The organism is Devosia sp. (assembly GCF_028290645.1).
In the GTDB taxonomy this organism is placed as follows: domain Bacteria; phylum Pseudomonadota; class Alphaproteobacteria; order Rhizobiales; family Devosiaceae; genus Devosia_A.
Genome location: NZ_JAQGJL010000409.1, coordinates 1 through 19,045, shown reverse-complemented (window position 1 = coordinate 19,045; position 19,045 = coordinate 1). Strand labels below are relative to the sequence as shown.

Sequence of the window (19,045 nt, the reverse complement as noted above, 5' to 3'; positions counted from 1 at the left end):
GCGGCAATGTCGTCGACGAGGGTGATTACAACACCCAGACAATCGACCAGGCCAACACCTACACCAATCCCACCACGTACGGCAGCTACTCGGGCCCAGTGCAGACGAACTTCGGCCTGAACGTGGTGGAATACGGTGACAACAACGAGCAGACCATCACGCAGACGAACACGCTCACGGTCACACCAACCCCGTGAGTAGATGAAATGCTCGGACGATTCACCATGGTCGGCGTGACGCTGGTGGCGCTTGGCGCCCAAGGCGCTCTTGCCGGACCCTTCCAACAAGCCTGGCAACTCAAGCAGCTCTGCATGAGTATCCCGGCGCAGGTAAAGCAGTGCGCGTTCCAGTTCGCTACCGGCAACGGGAACAAGGCGACGACTATGCAGACGACCGAGCAGTTCGGTTCCAGCACGTCGACGCAGTTTTCCTATACGCGCCAGGACGGCAACGACAACACTGCCTTTACCGAGCAGATCGGGACGGACCAGTCTTCCAAGACCATCCAGACGGGCAACGGCAACTTCGCCGGTACCTATCAGGAGGGCGAGGATCAAAAGGCAAAGACCGTCCAGATAGGCGATGGCCATTGGGCGGCGACCAGCAGCATAGGCGACGGCGCCGAAACCGAGATTTATAGCTCGAACCAGTGACGCCGACATCCCGGGCGCCGGCGGCACACGTAAGCCGCCGGCGCCTTACTTTGCGTTGCATCCGGGACACATGGATCGGAGCAGCGTCGAATGCGACCTGATTCCGTCTGACGCGCCGCGGAGCCGTCGCCCCGCCCTGCCGGCAGGCGGATCGCCAAGTCGGTAGGAACCGACGGGGCCAGACGGCGGGGAGGCGGGGTTCCATTACCTCAAATAGGAAAGGGCCCGGCGGTGCCGGGCCCTCTTGGTGGTGGTTCTAGCGTTAGAAATGGCCCGTGAGCGATGCGGTCAGCGCGAAGTTGATCATCGAGCCCCAGGAGAGAACTGTCGCACCGGGAGGATTGTCGCCGTTTATCCAGGTGATGTCGGAGTCCGTACCAGGGGTGAACGTCGTCCGGCTTCCGTGATCGACCGTGGCCACCTTGGACAGGTACTCGACGCTGCCGCCGAGAGTGAACGATTTGTCGGCGTCGAGGTCCCAGGTTACGCCCGCGTTGCCACGGGCCGCAAAGGCGATCTCGTCAGCGAAATCGGTGGTGATCGGGTCAGCAGTTATTGTTAGTTCCGGTGATGACCCCGAGGGATCGCCGTTTGGGAAATCCCCGCAGCATGTCGAATAGGTGTCCTGGCCGGTCCACGAGGCATTGACGGCATACACTCCGCCTTCAAGGCCAAGCGAGAACGTGACCCCGTCACTCGCGAGGAAGGATATGTTGCCACCGAGCACGCCACCGAAATAGTTGCTGTCGATGTCGTCCTCCGTTGAAATGGAGAACTCCGGTATCACTATGGCTGACGGGTTCACCTCGGCAATGTTGATGTTTACATCCGTCGTATTGGTCTGGAACAGACCGCGATAGCTCGGGCCGACATAGACCTGCGCAGACACCCCGTCGTTGACCTCGCCCGCGAGTCCCAGCGTGATATCGGCGCCAAGATAGATCAACTTCCGCGTCACCGTGGTTTCGACGCTCAGGTCGTCGATATCGCCGGCCGCCACGAAAACGCCACCAGACGTGTCGGCGATCGCGCCGTAAGCAGCGGCCGTGCCATTGCCCGTGGTCGCAGCCCCAACGATGAAGCTGTTGGGGCCGCCGCCGGCTGAGGGTGATACCACGCCCAAGTTGTCGGTTGTGCCAGAGGCTGAGAGGTTACCAACCACCGCGGCATCCCCTTGGGGATTCACGCCAGATATGTCCGAGGTCGCAAAGTTAGTACCGCCGTCGGTCGTAAGAGTGATCGTGTCCGGGCCATCCGGTCCGCCAGCGTTGCTCGGCGTAGAAAGCCCCGTGATCACCAGCGTTCCTGGCGCGCCGGGCGACCAAGTCGAACTGTTCGAGCTGCCGGCGAAGGCCCCAAAAGCGCTGACACCGAGGATCACATCCCAGTTGTCCATGCCGCCGACTTTGGCCGCGGCGCTGAATCCGAGCATGCCGCCCCACAGCAGCCCATCGTCGGTCACATCGAACACGCCCGTATCAAAGTCCGGCAGGTGGAAGCCTACAATGCCGGCCGTCCCTGTCAGCTGGAACGCCGGCGCGTCTTCGACCACCAGCGCCTGTTCCTGAAGGACGTCGGCTCCCAGCGCCGTAGAACTCATCAGTGCGGGAATCAGTGCGCCAAGCACAACAAATCGATTCATGGCGTTTCTCTGCCTCCAAAAGTAACTGTGGAAAGGATGCCCCGCTTCCGACAAATTGTCGATGTTTTTGGGCCATCCACCGCCCCGACATATTCTTTTCGATGCAATCGATTTCTTTTGCGCAGGGGCTTGAATTCAAACGCTGATTGTCTCGGGCGCCCGGTCGGCGGGACCGCCAATTAAGTTCTGGTCAGGACGGAAATCTGCGCGTTGTGGCGACAATGTCACGCAAACTGGCCGCGTGGCTGCGAAGGGCGAGAAGGCGGCTAGAGGCAGGTAAGCGCCAGCCGGGTGAGCAGAGACACCAGCTCCGATTGTCGCCGCGTGCCGGTCTTGCGCATGACGCCGACCAGCTGGTTGCGCAAGGTCTGCTTGGCCACCTCGCGCTCCTTGGCGAAATCCGCAAGGGTGGCGCCGTTCAGCAGGGCCTCGGCCAGCCGCGCCTCGGACTCGGTGAGCGAGAAGGCCCGCCAGAGCAGGTCCATGGGCAGCGACGAGACCTCGAGGCTGCCGTGCACCACCAGCATCACCAGCGGCCCGGGGTCGAGCACGGCGTCGTGCAGCTGATAGTGCTGGTTGCCGCGCGCAGCGAGGCGGGCGATGGCGAAGTAGCGCTCCTCGCCCTCGGGCCGGCTGATCTGGAGCACCGAGGTCGGCGTGCGCTTGGACGAGGCGGTGCGCTGCACCAGCTGGCGCAGCATCTCGTCGGTGGCTTCGTCGCTGGCCCGCAGGATACCGTCCGAGGTGGAGAACGGCCCGTTATTGTGCCGGCGCAGGCTCTCGGCGTGGAAGTTGGAGTAGTGAATGCGCATCGCTTCGTCGACGAAGAACACGGTGAACGGCAGGTCCTCGACGACATTGTCGAGATAGCCCCGTCCCGCGGAGAAGCGGGAGCGGCCGGAGATCTCGATGGCGCGCCCAAGGTGGAAGGCGGCCTCGCCCAGCGCGACGTCGGCGCGTTCCCGCGTTTCGGTATCGCCGGGAGCGTAACGGATTTCGATGGTTAGTTGCCGCGCCCCCTCGCGGAGGACCACGACGCCGCTCGCGGCGGCGAAGTTGCCCTGCCGGCTCAGCCATTGAGTGACGAAGGGCGAATCCCCCGTGACGTCGCGCGGCACCAGCTGGTCGTCGTGATAGACCTGGAAGGGCGCGTGGTTGGCGATGGCCTCCAGCCACGGATTGAGCGCCGCGAAAGTCGCGGTATAGGCGGCAACCGCGGCAGGTTGCAGGCCACGTTGCGCAAATACGATATTGGCGCGCCTCGCGACATCGTCGCCCGAAACCAGCACCAGGCAGCCGGGAAAGGAGCCGCTCAGGAGGTCCAGGATGCCGTCCCAGGTGGAGCGGCCGAGCGCCATATCGTAGATACAGCTGATGAGGCTATTCTGCGAATACCCCATGGTTCACTTGCTCTCACTCTAAGCGCCATACCGCACCAGCGGCGCCGGCCCAGAGGCGAAACCTCACCTCGGACCTCCGGCAGGCGAGAACGTCGCCGACCGTCACAATTGTGACACACCCCGCTCTTCCCGGGACTGTGTTAACGATAGACAAACTCATGGAGAATCAAGACCCGACCCTCCTTACATGCCCGATGCAGGCGTACGCGCCTCGGGTTAACAGTCTCTACTAAGTAACTACGATGCGATGTCCCATGCAACACCTATCCCACCGGATCGGTTCTCCTTACCACATGTCTAGACAGCCGATTCCGGACAGGAGACCGGCGAACGACAACGTGGCCTTTCCATACAACCTGTTGGAACTATTTGATTTTCTCTGGATGGCGGGGACAGAGAACGGCCTGCAGCCGTCTGAGAGCAAGCGCCGGCCAATGCCTAATATGTGATCAAGGTCGGTCCGAGAGACGGCGCAAATACGACCCGGGGCGGACCAAGCTCGCCACATTGGTCATGCTGCACGACTTTGCTTGGGCGCGCGCTGCGCCTTGCGCTTCACACAGATACCACATCATTCATCCACGATACTTAGACTATATTATGAGCTTTCCGTGGCTCGGAGGTGAAGGAATCGACGTTTTCCCCCGCAGACAAGCCTTGGTGGAACAAGAACCGTGTCATAGTCATTTACGAAGATTTAACCCAAGTCATGGGCCGTCATTGTGACCTTGGCGTAGCTTTTCGCCTCGCCGTTTAGTCGGAGGGCAGCGACAGACACACTGCATCGAGATGAACGGCGCCCGGCAGCCAAGCCACCTGCCCGTCCGACACTCACGCACGGCCATCGCCATCCCAACGTTTCGGGCGCTCTACACGCCCGATGGTTGCGCTATTCAGATGTTGGGGCCAGATGGCCGGTTCTATTCGCCGAACTTCAGCGGGCGAGATGGCCGCGATGCTCCACGTTCTCAAGCAGCGCCGGCGGCGATCTTCGTGGTCACAGCGCAAACGGCTTGAAGTGCTTGCTCAGCTTCAGCGTCTGCGCCTGGTAGTTCGAGCCGACGCCGGTGCCATAGAGCCGATCGGGCGGTTCGGCCAGCCGCTCATAGATCAGCCGGCCGATGGTCTGGCCATGGCCCAACAGGAACGGGACTTCGCGGCTGCGGACTTCGAGGACGGCGCGGCTGCCGGTGCCGCCGGCGGCGGAGTGGCCGAAGCCGGGGTCGAAGAAGCCGGCATAGTGGACGCGGAATTCGCCCACCAGCGGATCAAACGGCACCATCTCGGCGGCATAGGCCGGCGGCACGTGGACGCTCTCGCGCGACACGAGAATGTAGAACTCGTCGGGATCGAGGATGAACTCGTCGGAGCCGCGGTTGATCAGCGGCTCCCAGTAGTCGAGGACGTGGAGATTGTCCTTGATGTCCATGTCGATGACCGGGGTGTGGCGCTTCGAACGGAAGCCGATCAGCCCGTTTCGGTCCTCCCCCTTCAAGTCGATCGACAGCAGCACGCCCTCGCCAACTTCGGCATTGGCGTCGAACACCAGGGTTTCGACATTGTGCAGCGAGCGATGCTCGAACACGGTCAGCCGGCTGTCGCCGACGCGGAAGCGCATCTGGGAAAGCCGGGAGCCGGTGCGGATGCGCACCGGAAAGGTGCGCGGGCTGATCTCGAGATAGAGCGGACCCTTGTAGCCGTGCGGCAGGGTATCGAAGCCGCGGGCGTGGTCGCCGATCACCCGGGTGAAGACGTCGAGGCGGCCGGTCGAGCTCTTGGGGTTGGCGCCGGCCGAGACGGCGTCCGGCAGACGGAGGCTCTCCTGCAGCGGCACCAGATAGACGCAGCCGCGCTCGAGCACGGCGCCGTTGGTGAGATCGAGCTCATGCAGCGTCAGCGTCTCGATCCGGTCGGCAACGGTGTGCTCCGGGCCGGGCAGGAAGCTCGAGCGGATGCGGTAGGCGATCTTGCCGAGCCTCAGGTCAAGGCTCGCCGGCTGCACCTGGTCGCTATCGAACGGGCGATCGCTGACGATGCCGCCTCGCGCGGCGAGCCGCTCGATGAAGCGGGCAGGAAACACTCCCTTGGCCCAAAGTTCGCTATCCAATGGTCTACCCCGCACCCGCAGCACATCCCTATCAACGTCGGCGATTGACGCCAAGACGACATGGGTCGTATATCCCCGGTATGCGCCTTTGCGGTGACGCGAAGCTGCAGGGTGGTGATTTGGCCGGTCTGATTGCAGCCACCTAAAACAAGTCGCTAAAGAGACCCGTTGAGCCGGCCGCACCTAAGCGCGCCGGCTTTGTTGTTTTCGAGGCTCATCATGTCGAAGTCGAAGAACCCGCTGAACGACCCCACGAACCGCGCGGCGGCGACCACCCTGGTCCATGGGGGGACGCAGCGCAGCCAGTTCAATGAGACTTCGGAGGCGATCTTCATGAACTCGGGGTACTCGTACCCGAGCTCCCAGTACGCCGAGGACCTGTTCCTCAGCAAGATCAGCAAGCCGGCGCACAACTACTCCCGCTTCTCCAACCCGACGATGGAGATGTTCCAGGACAGGATGGCGCTGCTCGAGGGGGCCGAGGCCGCCAGAGCCTTCGCTACCGGCATGTCGGCCGTGACCAACGCGGTGATGAGCCAGGTCCGGGCCGGCGATCACATCGTCGCGGCGCGGGCGCTGTTCGGTGGCTGCCGCTACGTGGTCGAAGACCTGATGCCGCGCTTCGGCGTACCCTCGACGCTGGTCGATGGTCGCGATCCCATCAAATTCGAGCGTGCCATGCAGAAGAACACCAAGGTGGTGTTCATCGAGACGCCCACCAATCCGACGCTCGAACTGGTCGACATCGCGGCGGTGGCCCAGATCGCCAAGGCCCATGGCGCGAAGCTGATCGTCGACAATGTCTTCGCCACCCCCATGTTCCAGAAGCCGCTGCAGCTCGGCGCCGACCTCGTGACCTATTCGGCCACCAAGCACATCGACGGCCAGGGGCGGGCGCTGGGCGGCATCGTGCTTGGCAGCAAGGCGCTGATCGAGGGCGACGTGCATACACTGTTGCGACAGACCGGACCGTCGCTGTCGCCGTTCAATGCGTGGGTGCTGCTGAAGGGGGTCGAGACGCTGCCGATCCGGGTCAAGCAGATGACCGAAAGCGCCGGCAGGGTCGCCGACTTGCTCGCGAACCATCCCAAGATCGAGCGCGTGTCCTACCCCTTCCATCCGTCGCACCCGCAATACGAGCTGGCCAAGCGGCAGATGAAGAGCGGTTCGACGCTGGTGGCGTTCGAGGTGAAGGGCGGCCGCGAAGCCGCTTTCACGCTGTCGGACTCGCTGGCGGTGATCCTGATCTCGAACAACCTGGGCGACGCCAAGTCGCTGATCACCCATCCGGGCACGACAACGCATGCCCGGTTCACCGAGGAAGTCCGGCTCGAGTCGGGCATCACCCCGGGACTGCTGAGGCTGTCGGTGGGGCTCGAGGAGACGGATGACCTGATCAAGGACCTGGAGTACGCGCTGGACCAGATCTAGGGCGAAGGGCGCGGGCCGCAGCGGGGCCCCTGTCCTTCCCAACCTGTCCAAGAATTCACCCACGTTACCAAGCTCTAACGCGACTTCCCGGCCCCGCTTTCCTAAGCCTATGAGCGGCGAAGTGGGCATGGGTGATGTGATGAAGCGGTGGCTCAAGTGGATCGCAGTCGTGGTCGTCGTCGGGGCGGGGGCGGCGGGGTGGCTGGTGTTCGGCGCGCCGGCCAAGGACCAGGTGCCGCGCACGACTCCGGTGGCCCGCGGCAACCTCGAGGAGACCGTGCTCGCCTCGGGCGTCATCGAGGCGAACTCCTTGGTCAGCGTCGGTGCCGAGGTGTCCGGCCGGATCAAGACGCTCAACGTCAAGCTCGGCGATGACGTGAAGGCCGGCGACGTGATCGCCGAGATCGACTCGCTGAACCAGCAGAACGCCGTGAAGGCGGCGCAGGCCTCGCTCGCCAATACCGAGGCCCAGAAGACCATCCAGACGGCGAACCTGGCGCAAGCCAAGACCGCGCTCGATCGTGCCGCCAAGCTCAATCCGCAGAAGCTGATCTCCGATGCCGACTACCAGGCGGCGCAGCTCGCTGTGCAGACCGCCGAGGGCCAGCTGCAAGCGGTCGAGGCGCAGATCGAGCAGGCCGGGATCAGCGTCGATGCGGCCAAGCTTAACCTCGATCGCACGAAGATCGTCGCACCGTCGGACGGCACCATAGTCGCGGTGTCGGTGGAGGTCGGCCAATCGATCAACGCCAACAACTCGTCGCCGACCATCGTCAAGATCGCCAACCTCGACAGGATGGTGGTGAAGGCGGAGATCTCGGAGGCCGACGTGCCGCGGGTCGAGGCCGGGCAAAAGGTCTATTTCACCATACTTGGCGATCCGGACACGCGCATCAACGCGACGCTCAGTTCCATCGAGCCGGCGCCGTCGTCGATCGCGGAAGATACCAGCACCTCGAGCTCGAGTGCCGGAACAGCAATCTACTACAACGGGCTGTTCGACGTGGACAATCCCGACCACAAGCTGCGCATCTCGATGACGGCGCAGGTGACCATCGTGCTCAGGACCGCCCACGACGTGCTGACGGTCCCAGCCTCGGCGCTGACCCGCAAGACGCCCGACGGCAGCTACATCGTGCCGGTGTGGAACCAGCAGAAAGAGGCGGTCGAGCCGCACAAGATCAAGATCGGGCTCAACAACAACGTGACGGCGGAAGTGGTGGCCGGGCTCGAAGAGGGCGACCTGGTGGTCAATGCGAACCCTGCATCGGCCGGAACGCGCCCGGGCGGTGGACCGGGAGGCGGCCAGGGCGGCGGAGGCCCCGGTGGCGGCGGAGGCAACATCCTCGCCGGTGGTGGGGGCGGGCAGTTCAGGGGGCGGCCGGGCCCATGACCGAACCGCTGATCTCCATCAGGCAGCTGCGCCGCGAGTTCCCGGCCGGCGCCGAGACGATCACGGTGCTGCGCGACATCGACCTCGAGATCCGGCATGGCGAGATGGTTGCCATCATCGGCCAGTCGGGCTCGGGCAAGTCGACGCTGATGAACGTGCTCGGCTGCCTAGACAATGGCTGGACCGGCGAGTACCGCCTCGGCGGCCGCCTCGGCGGCCGCGACGTCTCGCGGCTGAAGCCCGACGAGCTCGCCGAGCTTCGCCGCGCGCATTTCGGCTTCATCTTCCAGCGCTACCAGTTGCTGGCCGATCTCGACGCGCTCGAAAATGTCGAGGTGCCGGCGATCTATGCCGGGGCCCGCAAGGAGGCGCGGCGCGAGCGGGCGCACGCGCTGCTCGAGCGGCTGGGGCTCGGCGAGCGCATGACGCACCGGCCTAACGCGCTGTCGGGCGGTCAGCAGCAGCGCGTCAGCGTGGCGCGGGCGCTGGTCAACGGCGGCGAGATCATCCTTGCCGACGAGCCGACCGGGGCGCTCGATTCAAAGAGCGGCAAGGAGTTGATGGCGCTGCTCAAGGAGCTCAACGCCGAGGGCCACACCATCATCATCGTCACGCACGACCCGGCGATCGCGGCGCAGGTCGACCGGGTGGTCGAGATCAGTGACGGGGTAATCATCGCCGACAGGCGCAGGGATGGTGCGGGCGGTCGGGTGCAGAAGGCGGTCGAAGCGATCACGCGCATCCCGCACTGGCGCGAGGGGCTCGACCGGCTGGGCGAAGCGTTCCAGATGGCGTTGAGAGCGCTGTCGAGCCACCGGCTGCGCACGTTTCTCACCATGCTCGGCATCATCATCGGCATCGCCTCGGTGGTGTCGGTGGTGGCACTCGGCACGGGTAGCCAGCAGGCGGTGCTCGATCGGATCAGTTCGATCGGCACCAACACCATCAACATCACGCCCGGCGCCAATGCCGCCGACCGGCGGCGCGATGCTATCCGCACGCTGGTGCCCGCGGACGCCGCGGCACTTGCCGCCGAGGACTATGCCGACAGCGTCACCCCGCAGGTGACGAGCAACGGGCAGGCGCGCTATCGCAATATCAGCGCCAGCGCGCAGATGGTCGGCGTCGGGCCGGACTATTTCCGCGTCAACAACCGCAGCTTCGTCGATGGCGCAGCCTTCGATGCCGCGGGGGTGACCTCGCTGGCGCAGGTCGCGGTGATCGATACGACGGCGCGGGACACGCTGTTCACCAGCGGTGAGGAACCGGTGGGACAGGTCATCCTCGTCGGCAACGTGCCGTTGCGCATCATCGGCGTGGTCGCGGCAAGCACCAACAATTTCGGCCCGCAATCGGGCGCGCTCAGCATCTGGATGCCCTACACCACGGCGATGTCGCGCATCCTCGGGCAAGGCTGGCTCTCGACCATCACGGTGCGGGTGGCCGACAGCGCCGATGTCACCGATGCGCAAGGCCGAATCGCGACGCTGCTCGAGCAGCGGCACGGCACCCTCGACTTCAGCCTCCAGAACACCGACACCATCCGCGAAACCATCCAGTCGACCTCGCAGACGTTGACGCTCCTGATTTCGGCCATCGCGGTGATCTCGCTGATCGTGGGCGGCATCGGGGTGATGAACATCATGCTGGTGTCGGTGCGCGAACGCACCCGCGAGATCGGGGTGCGCATGGCAGTCGGCGCGCGACAGGGCGATATCCTGCAGCAGTTCCTCATCGAAGCGGTGCTGGTGTGCCTGATCGGCGGCACCATCGGCGTGCTGCTGTCGTTCGGCATCGGCTTCAGCGTCGGGCAGCTGGTGAGCGGGCTGAGCTTTATCTACTCGCCCAGCACCATCATCGCCGCGTTCATCTCGTCGAGCCTGATCGGCGTCGCCTTCGGATTCATGCCGGCCCGCTCGGCCGCACGGCTCGACCCAGTGGTGGCGCTGGCGAGCGAGTGAGGTCGCGCGCGAATATCCGCCCCTAACGCGATGTCATCCCAGCGAAAGCTGGAGTGGGAGAGACCGAGATGCTTCACCAGACGCCCGGCACCCAGCGGAAGCGGACCTTTCGCATGTAGGTGGCGTAGCCGGGGAGCTCCTCGCTCAGCGTCGCTTCCTCGGCGAGGGTGCGGAGCGCCAATGCGATGATGCAGATGATGGCGGGGACGAGGGCCACCAGCGAGCCAAGCGCCAGCGCGGTGCCGAAGCCGAGCGCGCCGCCACCGATATAGCCCGGGTGGCGGACTACCGCGTAGGGACCACTATCGACAACGACGTGGCCGCGATCGGTCTGGATGCGAACCGTGAGTTCGAAATGCCGGTTCACGCCCTGCGCCCAGGCGGTGAGCCAGAAGCCGCAGGCGAAGATCAGATAGCCGAGCCAGACCACGCCGTCCGGCAGTTGCGACCAGTCGAAGCGGTAATCCAGCCCGGCGACCGGCAAGATGGCGGCCATCGAGATGAGGGTCACGGCGACGAAGGCGAGATCCCACGACTTGGTGCCGGCCTGCGGCTTGCGGCGGATGGCGAAGAGTTCGGGATCAACGCGCCAGATATAGACCATGGCGATGATGACGGCGGCGAGGAAGACGGCGAGATACCACCAGCCGCGGGCCCATCGCACCGTGCCTGCCGGCACGAACAGCAGCACGGCCATGACGATGAGCGTGACCGCAAGCGAGCCGAGCGCCCGGTACTCCTCCGAGCCGAACCTGGGGTGCGTGGCGTCGGGCATGAAGACCTCCGCAGACGCACGAGTCTAGTCCCATTGCCGGGGCCGAGTCACGCAATGTAAAGGCCGGACCCATGGGCCCGGCCTTTAGTATCAGTGCTGATGCGAAGGGTGGTCGGCGAACTCGTGCGGCCTGAAGTGATAGTCCGCCGAGCAGAACTCGCAGACCACTTCGATCTCGCCATCAACCACCATTTCCTCACGCTCTTCGGGCGTGAAGTTGTCGCGCAGCATAGCCTCGATCCGCTCGGCCGAGCAGGTGCAGCGCTCCTCGAGCGCGATCGGCTCGAACACGCGGACACCCGTCTCGTGGAACAGGCGGAACAGCAGCCGTTCGGCGGACACGTCCGGGTCGGCCAGTTCGTCGTCGCCCACCGTCAGCAGCAGCGCCCTGGTGGTAGTCCACTTGTCGTCTTCGACGTAATCGGGATCGGCCGTTTCGGGGTTGTCGAAATTGCCGTCGCCCGGCAGGTCAGGCATGGTCGACTGGCCGTGCGGCGGCAGGAACTGCACCAGCGCGCCGCCGGCCCGCCAATGCGGCTGGCGATCGCCGCGCACCGAATGCTCGGCCACCGCGAGGCGGACCAGCGTCGGGATCTGCTCGGACTGCTGGAAATAGGCATGCGCCACGTCCTCGAGCGAACCGCCCTCCAGTGCCACGATGCCCTGGTAGCGTTCCATGTGGACGCCTTGGTCGACGGTCATCGCCAGGTGCCCCTTGCCGAGCAGCTGGCCCGGCTGGGTTTCGCTCCGCTCGATGGCGGTCATCACCGCGTCGGCGTCGAAGCGGGCGTAGCCGCGGAGGCCATCGGGCGCATCGAGATCGACGACGATGAGGTTCACCGGCCCGTCGGTCTGGGTCTGGAGGATGAACTTGCCCTCGAACTTCAGCGACGAGCCGATCAGCGCCGCCAGCACCACGGCCTCGCCGAGGAGGCGCGCCACCGGGGCCGGATAGTTGTGGCGGTTGAGGATGGCATCGAGCGCCGGCCCGAGCCGCACCACGCGGCCGCGGCTGTCGAGCCGCTCGAGGGTGAAGGGCACCACGACGTCGTCACCCGACTCCGGACGATCGAGGCCATAGGTGCTGAGCTCAGTCTGCGTCATCATCAAAATCCGATCTCGCGGAGCAATACCAGTCCGCTCCCGGACCGGGTTCCGCGCCAATTCGTGTTGCGCATAATCCTGCTGGCGGAACGCTAGATGTTCTGCCGGTCCTGACCCAAAGCCCAGCACAGGATCGCCTTCTGGGCGTGAAGCCGGTTCTCGGCTTCATCAAAGACCACCGATTGCGGCCCGTCTATGACCTCGTCGGTCACCTCGTCGCCGCGATGAGCCGGAAGGCAGTGCATGAACAGCGCGTCCTTTTCGGCCAAGGCCATCAATTGGGTATTCACCTGGTAGGGTTTCAAGGCCCGCCGGCGCTCGGCGGCGTCGGTATCGCCCATCGAGACCCAGGTGTCGGTAATGACGAGGTCGGCGCCGCGCACCGCTTCCTCCGGATCCTCGATCAACTCGACGGCGGACCCCGCCTTCTTGATGTCGGCGAGGAGGTCCTTTTCCGGCCAGTAGTCCTCCGGCACGGCGATGGTGAGCTTGGCCTCGAACAGCTCGGCAGCATTCACCCAGGAGGCGAGCACGTTGTTGCTGTCGCCGACCCAGGCGACCTTGGCGCCCCGGATATTGCCGCGGTGCTCCTCGAAGGTCATCACGTCCGCCATCACCTGGCACGGATGCGCCCGGCGGGTCAGGCCGTTGATCACCGGCACCGTGGCGGCTTCGGCCAGCTCCATCAGGTCGGCATGGGTGAGGATGCGGATCATGATCGCATCGACATAGCGCGACATCACCTTGGCGGTGTCGCTGAGCGTCTCCTCGCGGCTAAGCTGCATCTCGGCGCCGGAGAGAAAGATGGTCTCGCCGCCGAGCTGGCGCATGCCGACATCGAAGCTGACGCGGGTGCGGGTCGACTGGCGCTCGAAGATCATCGCCAGCACCTTGTCCTTGAGGAGCTGCGGGCGATCGCCCTGCTTCAGGCGGTCCTTGAGTTCGACGGCCTGGTTGAGCATGCCGCGCAGGGTCACGGCGTCGAAGTCGTCGAGATTGAGGAAATGCCTCGGGGTAGCGGTCATCGGGGACCTCTCCTTTGGGGAACGCGCCGAATGGGAGCTGCTGTCTCCCACCCTTCAGAACGCGTCCTGCAATTGGGTCAGGCGGTGGCCTTGCCGGCGGTGGATTCCTTCTCGATGGCCTCGAAGACGGTGGCGATCTTGCCGATCGCCTCCTCGATGTCGGCCTCGGTGACCACCAGCGGCGGCAGCAAGCGCAGCACGTTCTCGTTGGCGGTCATCGCCAGGAGATGCTGCTCATCCCGCAGGCGTGCCGCGACGTCGCGCACCGGCGAGGCGATGCGGATGCCGGCGAGCAGGCCCTTGCCGCGCAGTTCCAGCACCTGGTTGGGGAAGCGCTGCGCCAGCTGCTGCAGATGCCAGTTCAGGCGCTGGCCCATCTGGTCCACATGCTCGAAGAAGCCGGGGGCCAGCATGCGGTCGAGCACTGCGTTGCCCATCGCCGAGGCCAGCGGATTGCCGCCATAGGTGGAGCCGTGCGTGCCGGGCACCATCGACTTGGCCACCTCGCCCTTGGCGAGGCAGGCGCCGAGCGGGAAGCCGGCGCCGATGCCCTTGGCCACCGCCATGATGTCGGGTTCGATGCCCGACCATTCATGAGCAAAGAACTTGCCGGTCCGTCCGTAGCCGCACTGCACCTCGTCGAGGATCAGCAGCATGCCGTGCTGGTCGCACAGCGCGCGCAGGCCGCGCATGTATTCGGGGCTCATGGCGGTGACGCCGCCCTCCCCCTGCACCGGTTCGATCAGGATGGCGCAGGTCCTCGGCGTGATCGCCGCCTTGACCGCATCGAGGTCACCGGGCGCCAGATGCACGAAGCCTTCGAGCGGCGGGCCGAAGCCCTCCATATAATGCTCGTTGCCCGAGGCCGCGATCATCCCCATGGTGCGGCCGTGGAACGAGCCGGTGAAGGCGATGATCTCGTAGCGGTCCGTCTCGCCCTTCGACCAGAAATAGTGCCGGGCGGTCTTGACCGCGCACTCCACCGCCTCGGTGCCGGAATTGGTGAAGAAGCAGGCGTCGGCAAAGGTGTTCTCGACCAGCCGCTGCCCCAGCCGCTCCTGCTCGGGGATGGTGAAGGTATTGGCGGTGTGCCAGACCCGCTCAGCCGCGGCCTTCAGCGCCGCCACCATGTGCGGATCGCCATGGCCAAGCGCGTTGACGGCGACGCCGGCGTGAAAATCGAGATACTCGGTGCCGTCCTGCGCGAACAGTCGCACGCCCTCTCCCCGCTCAAAGGCGAGGCTGGACCGGGCATACGTACCGTATAGCGCAGACATTTTCGCACCCCTTTCACGGGCAGGATCCGGGACTGTTGCAAAAGCCCCACAAAAACAAAACGCGCTGCGTTTGGGCGGCGCGTTGCAGGCTCTTCATATGCCTTTGTGGAGTACTTAAGTCAACGGAAACGGGGCTAGAGGGCCCCAAGTGCCTGATTTGCCCCATGCTTTACCGCTTGCCCGAATCCTGCCGCGTTTTCCCCGTGTAAAACGGCCCCGACTCTTGCACCGGATTCCGCGGCCCGTGTAGTATCAAGGTGTTGGGACACGATATCTCGTGTGGCGGACCCACCAGACCTACGATGCGTAGCGTATCGGCCAGTTGCTCAGGCAACGGCACGGCTGAGGAGTCCGTCAGAGTCCCAAAAAGGCGGTTAGGAGCGGATGGTTGATGGGCTGGACTGAAGAACGCGTCGAGCTGCTCAAGAAACTTTGGCTTGAGGGGCTGAGCGCCAGTCAGATCGCTGGTGTATTGGGCGAAGGCGTCACCCGCAATGCGGTGATCGGCAAGGTACACCGGTTGAAGCTCTCCGGCCGCGCCAAGCCGGCGACGTCGACCCCACGGGTGCGCAGCGCACCGCGTCCGGCGGCACGCCGCGTCTCGTCGCCGTCGAACACCTCGCGCTCGAGCGGGCTCGGCACGGTGATGAAGACCCGCAACTCGATGAGCGCCGGCGGCGCCATCCAGGGCGCCACGGCGCTCAAGATCTCCGAGGAGTTCGAGGTCAATGTCGAATACGCGCCGCAGGTGGCGGAGCTGTTCATCCCGGTCGAGCAGCGGCTGAGCCTCCTGGAGCTCAGCGAGCAGACCTGCAAGTGGCCGATCGGCGATCCGCTCACCCCGGATTTCTATTTCTGCGGCCAGCACTCGAACGAGGGCAAGCCCTACTGCGAGTTCCACTCGCGCCGGGCCTACCACCAGATCGACAAGAAGAAGCGCTGAGCTTCGGACTGCACTGACGAAAGGCCGGGAGCGATCCCGGCTTTGTCGTTTCAGTCCCTGAGGAACGCCATCGCCTGGGCCAGCACCGGATGCACCGGTACCCGCCCGCCATCGGGCAGTGCCAGCAGCACCCGCTGCACCGTGTGGTCATTGTAGATGCTGACCATGAAGTCCTCGACGCCGAGCTTTGGATAGTCTGCGATCCGCACCCCGACCGCCTCGGTGACCAGATGGAGCCGGCCCGCGCAGAGGTCGAACACGCTGCGCAGCGCTGGCGAGCGCCCGGCGAGGCCGGAGCGAAACACCAGGATGTCGTCGGCGTCGGGATCGGCTGCAAACAGCCGGTCCGCATAGGCATCGATCAGGAGCGCGCAGAGCAGCGCCCGCTTCGCCGACAGCGGCGCTGCCTCGGCTGCTGCGAATTCGGCCTCGAGATAGCGCCAGTGCGCCTGGAGCGCGTCAGCCGAGGTGCTTATGGAAGAATTCCAGGGTGCGGGCCGAGGCCTTCTTGCAGGCCGCCTCGTCGAACTTGTCGGGCCGGTCGCTGTTACAGAAACCGTGCCCGGCGTCATAGACGTAGATGTCGACTTCCGGATACCGCCCCTTCAGCATCTCGATCTGCTCGATGGGGATGCCGGTGTCCTTCCCGCCATAGTGCATTTCGGTCGGAATTTGTGGCTTGAGATCGATGTAGTTGGGAATGCCGCCGCCATAGTAGCCCGAGGCGGCGCTGAGCCCGAGGCCGCGATTGGCCGCGCGCCACGTGATGCCGCCGCCGAAGCAGTAGCCGGTGATGCCGACTTTGCCGCCTTCGGCCGCCGCCTTGACCGTGGCCTCGACGTCCAGCATCGCGGTGTCCTGGCTGAACTTCTTGGTCAATTCGCCGATGACGGCGAACTGGGCCTGCGAATAGTCGTTGCTCTCGTAGCCGTACTCGACCCGGTCGAACATCGCCGGAGCCACCGCCAGGTAGCCGTGCCGGGCGTAGCGGTCGACGACGCTGCGCACCCAGTCGTTGAGCCCCCAAACCTCCTGGATCACCACCACGCCGCCCCGCACCTTGCCCTCGGGGACGGCGCGATAGGCATTGAAGACAAAGCCGTCGGAAGCAGTGAGTTTGATGCGTTCGCCCATGATGGACTCCGGGTCAGGTTGTTGGCAGGATCGGATCACAGATTGCCGGGGGATGCCAGTCGGGGCAACCCGGCTGACGCTATCGTCATGCAAGGATCGGCGTCACGGGCGCCGGCGCGTCGGCATGCATCAGCCCCGCGGCCTTGAGGTCAGACCACAACGCGTCAGGGATGGCTTTGCGGTAACCGGCGAGATTGTCGGCAAATTCCGCCGCATTGGAGAAGCCCGGAATGATGGCGGTGATCGCGTCGTTCCCGAGCGGGAAGTTGAGCGCCGCTCGGATCAGCGTCGTGCCGTGGGCGAGGCAGAGCGCCTCGATCCGGCGGGTCTTTTCCAGCATCGCCTCGCTCGCCGGAGCGTAGTCGAACTGGGCGCCCGGAACCGGCCCGGTGGCGAGGATGCCGCTGTTGAGCGGCGCGCCATCGACGATCGCCACGCCCTCGCGCCGGACGCGCGGCAGCAGGGTGTCGATCACCTCCTGGTCGAGGAGGGTATAGCGGTTGGCGAGCAGGAACACGTCGAAACGCGCGTGGTCCATCAGCAGATCGATGATCTGCCACTCGTTGACCCCTGCCCCGATGGCCTTCACCGCGCCGGACGACCGCAGCTCCTCAAGCGCGCGGACCCCGCCGCCTTCGAGGGCCTGCCGCAGCGTTTCGTCATAGCGCTCGCGCTGGCTGAAGCGGCCGAGATCGTGCAGGTAGAGGATGTCGATGCGCTCGAGCCCCAGCCGCTGCAGCGAATTCTCGTAGCTCTTCATCACCCCGTCATGAGTGAAATCGAATGCCGGGCGGAACGGCATGGCGCGGGCGTCGCCATGGCGGGTCATGGCCCAGTCGCGGTCGGGGACCAGCAGGCGCCCGACCTTGGTCGAAAGCACATATTCGTCGCGCGGCTTGTCGCGGAGGAAATCGCCGATCCGCCGTTCGGAGAGCCCCGAACCGTAGAATGGGGCGGTGTCGTAGTAGCGGATGCCCGCATCCCAGGCCGCCTGCAGCAGTTCGCGCGCCGCAACTTCGGTCGGCGCACGTTTCAGATCGCCGATCGGCGCGCCGCCGAAGCCGATGCGGCTGATGTTCAGCCCGGTGCCGCCGATCGGGCGGGTGGGGATCAGCGAGCTGCCCACAACAGGCCCCGGTGCAGGATGGTCTTGATCTCGGGCTTCTCCAGCTCGGCGGGCACGTGGCCCAGCGCGGTGTAGAAGACGCGGCCGTGGCCATAGGCGGACTTGTAGACCACGGGAATCTCCGCGCCCTTCTTCCAGAACGCGTGCTCGCCGCTGAACGTGGTGGTGGCGAGCACGGTCACGGTCGGATCGACATGCAGGTAGTACTGCTCGGAGGTATGCTCGAAGCTCCGGATGCCGGCCATGATCGGATCGTCGGTCACGGTGGAGTCGACGCGATAGGTGGTGATGTCGCCCGGGTGCGTGGCGAAGGTGCAGCCGCCGAGGAAGCGCATGCGCGCGTTGCCGGGAAAGCTGGTGGCGAGACCATGGTGGAAGGCGGCAAGGCCGGTGCCGGCTTCGATGGCGGCGCAGAAGCGGATGGAGTTCTCGCGGTCGAGTTCGCCGCCGGTGATCTGCGGCACAATCAGATCGTAGGCGCCGACCTCGGGTCCGCCCAGCGCGGTGTAGTCGTTCGTCACCGTGACCGCGAAACCCTCGCCCTCGAGGATCTCGCGCACGATATGCGCCCCCTTCTCCGGCTCGTGCAATTCAAGCCCGCCCCACACCACCAAAGCTGTCTTCATCATCCTCTTCCCTCGCCGCAAACCGGCTGGGGACCTGAACAAAAGCAGCGGGTTAAGGCAAGGGGGCAATTGGTGGGGACGCTGGCTGAAGCTCACCATCGTGGCGCCCCACCCCCGCCCTCGGTTCCTCCCCGCAAGGGGGAGGGAGGCGCGGGACCGCTGCTTCGGTTCATGTGGCAGGATTCCGCAGTCGTCTCCCTCCCCCTTGTGGGGAGGGATCAAGGGTGGGGGCCGCAGCTGCAATGCCCCAGGTGAAAGAACCGCAGCAGACGGCCCTCCCCATCCCTCCCCATGAAGGCCCAGGCGGAAACCATGACCGTCGCCCCAGGTAGCGCGGGGACGCCGCTAGGCACGCGGGGTGGGGTCTTGCCGATCCCACCGAGGAGCGAAAGCTGCCGGGCAAGGGCAGCGGGTGGAGGCGGGCGGGCCGGACCCCTTTGGGTCGCCG

17 protein-coding genes and 1 riboswitch are annotated in these 19,045 nt (G+C 65.1%); of the genes, 6 read left to right on the top strand and 11 right to left on the bottom strand.

Translation table 11 applies throughout. The features are described 5' to 3' along the window. Together JWQ89_RS21840 and JWQ89_RS21835 are read left to right on the top strand one after the other, a co-directional pair. Window positions 1–197, top strand: a 197-nt coding sequence (locus JWQ89_RS21840) for a hypothetical protein (RefSeq protein WP_299644713.1), incomplete at its 5' end; no start/stop codon positions are given. 9 nt (window positions 198–206) lie between these two features. After that, the gene (locus JWQ89_RS21835; protein WP_299644711.1) at window positions 207–653 is read left to right on the top strand and encodes a hypothetical protein; all 447 of its coding nucleotides are present in this window, start codon (window positions 207–209) and stop codon (window positions 651–653) included. 262 nt (window positions 654–915) lie between these two features. Here JWQ89_RS21835 and JWQ89_RS21830 read toward each other — a convergent pair whose 3' ends face one another. The 3 genes from JWQ89_RS21830 to JWQ89_RS21820 all read right to left on the bottom strand — a co-directional run bounded on the left by JWQ89_RS21830 (window position 916) and on the right by JWQ89_RS21820 (window position 5,802). Further along, window positions 916–2,295: a hypothetical protein gene (locus JWQ89_RS21830; RefSeq protein WP_299644708.1), complete on the bottom strand. Its 1,380-nt coding sequence runs from the start codon at window positions 2,293–2,295 to the stop codon at window positions 916–918. Window positions 2,296–2,561: 266 nt separating this feature from the next. After that, complete coding sequence (locus JWQ89_RS21825; RefSeq protein WP_299644706.1) at window positions 2,562–3,695, bottom strand: hypothetical protein; 1,134 nt, start codon at window positions 3,693–3,695, stop codon at window positions 2,562–2,564. A gap of 997 nt (window positions 3,696–4,692) precedes the next feature. Continuing rightward, entirely contained in the window at window positions 4,693–5,802 is a 1,110-nt protein-coding gene (locus JWQ89_RS21820; protein ID WP_299644703.1) for a 2'-deoxycytidine 5'-triphosphate deaminase, read from the bottom strand. A gap of 101 nt (window positions 5,803–5,903) precedes the next feature. Continuing rightward, window positions 5,904–5,982: riboswitch (SAM riboswitch) on the top strand. Between the two features lie 39 nt (window positions 5,983–6,021). Here JWQ89_RS21820 and metZ point away from each other — a divergent pair. From metZ to JWQ89_RS21805, 3 genes are all read left to right on the top strand, one after another. Further along, window positions 6,022–7,233 carry an O-succinylhomoserine sulfhydrylase gene (gene metZ, locus JWQ89_RS21815; protein WP_299644700.1) on the top strand — a complete coding sequence of 404 codons (1,212 nt, stop codon included), beginning with the start codon at window positions 6,022–6,024 and terminating at the stop codon, window positions 7,231–7,233. A 139-nt stretch (window positions 7,234–7,372) separates the two neighbouring features. Next, a complete protein-coding gene (locus tag JWQ89_RS21810) occupies window positions 7,373–8,626 on the top strand; it encodes an efflux RND transporter periplasmic adaptor subunit (protein ID WP_299644698.1) in 1,254 nt (417 codons plus the stop codon). Beyond that, on the top strand, window positions 8,623–10,587 hold the full coding sequence (locus JWQ89_RS21805; protein WP_299644696.1) for a MacB family efflux pump subunit: 1,965 nt from the start codon (window positions 8,623–8,625) through the stop codon (window positions 10,585–10,587). The genes JWQ89_RS21810 and JWQ89_RS21805 overlap by 4 nt, the downstream gene beginning before the upstream one ends. A gap of 73 nt (window positions 10,588–10,660) precedes the next feature. Here JWQ89_RS21805 and JWQ89_RS21800 read toward each other — a convergent pair whose 3' ends face one another. The 4 genes from JWQ89_RS21800 to JWQ89_RS21785 all read right to left on the bottom strand — a co-directional run bounded on the left by JWQ89_RS21800 (window position 10,661) and on the right by JWQ89_RS21785 (window position 14,768). Then, complete coding sequence (locus JWQ89_RS21800) at window positions 10,661–11,362, bottom strand: isoprenylcysteine carboxylmethyltransferase family protein (RefSeq protein ID WP_299644694.1); 702 nt, start codon at window positions 11,360–11,362, stop codon at window positions 10,661–10,663. Between the two features lie 90 nt (window positions 11,363–11,452). Next, window positions 11,453–12,466, bottom strand: a complete 1,014-nt coding sequence (locus JWQ89_RS21795) for an Hsp33 family molecular chaperone (RefSeq protein WP_299644715.1) — start codon at window positions 12,464–12,466, stop codon at window positions 11,453–11,455. A gap of 92 nt (window positions 12,467–12,558) precedes the next feature. Continuing rightward, entirely contained in the window at window positions 12,559–13,491 is a 933-nt protein-coding gene (gene argF, locus JWQ89_RS21790) for an ornithine carbamoyltransferase (RefSeq protein WP_299644692.1), read from the bottom strand. Between the two features lie 77 nt (window positions 13,492–13,568). After that, window positions 13,569–14,768, bottom strand: a complete 1,200-nt coding sequence (locus tag JWQ89_RS21785; RefSeq protein ID WP_299644689.1) for an aspartate aminotransferase family protein — start codon at window positions 14,766–14,768, stop codon at window positions 13,569–13,571. A gap of 391 nt (window positions 14,769–15,159) precedes the next feature. On the opposite strand from JWQ89_RS21785, the gene JWQ89_RS21780 reads away from it, so the two are divergent. Further along, window positions 15,160–15,711 carry a GcrA family cell cycle regulator gene (locus JWQ89_RS21780; protein WP_299644686.1) on the top strand — a complete coding sequence of 184 codons (552 nt, stop codon included), beginning with the start codon at window positions 15,160–15,162 and terminating at the stop codon, window positions 15,709–15,711. 50 nt (window positions 15,712–15,761) lie between these two features. On the opposite strand, the gene JWQ89_RS21775 is transcribed toward JWQ89_RS21780, so the two are convergent. The 4 genes from JWQ89_RS21775 to JWQ89_RS21760 all read right to left on the bottom strand — a co-directional run bounded on the left by JWQ89_RS21775 (window position 15,762) and on the right by JWQ89_RS21760 (window position 18,597). Next, entirely contained in the window at window positions 15,762–16,016 is a 255-nt protein-coding gene (locus JWQ89_RS21775) for a hypothetical protein (RefSeq protein WP_299644684.1), read from the bottom strand. A gap of 154 nt (window positions 16,017–16,170) precedes the next feature. After that, window positions 16,171–16,845 (bottom strand): dienelactone hydrolase family protein, encoded by a 675-nt coding sequence (locus JWQ89_RS21770; protein WP_299644683.1) that lies wholly within the window; start codon window positions 16,843–16,845, stop codon window positions 16,171–16,173. A gap of 85 nt (window positions 16,846–16,930) precedes the next feature. After that, on the bottom strand, window positions 16,931–17,971 hold the full coding sequence (locus tag JWQ89_RS21765) for an aldo/keto reductase (protein ID WP_299644681.1): 1,041 nt from the start codon (window positions 17,969–17,971) through the stop codon (window positions 16,931–16,933). Continuing rightward, the gene (locus tag JWQ89_RS21760) at window positions 17,956–18,597 is read right to left on the bottom strand and encodes a ThuA domain-containing protein (protein ID WP_299644680.1); all 642 of its coding nucleotides are present in this window, start codon (window positions 18,595–18,597) and stop codon (window positions 17,956–17,958) included. The genes JWQ89_RS21765 and JWQ89_RS21760 overlap by 16 nt, the downstream gene beginning before the upstream one ends. Window positions 18,598–19,045: the final 448 nt, after the last annotated feature.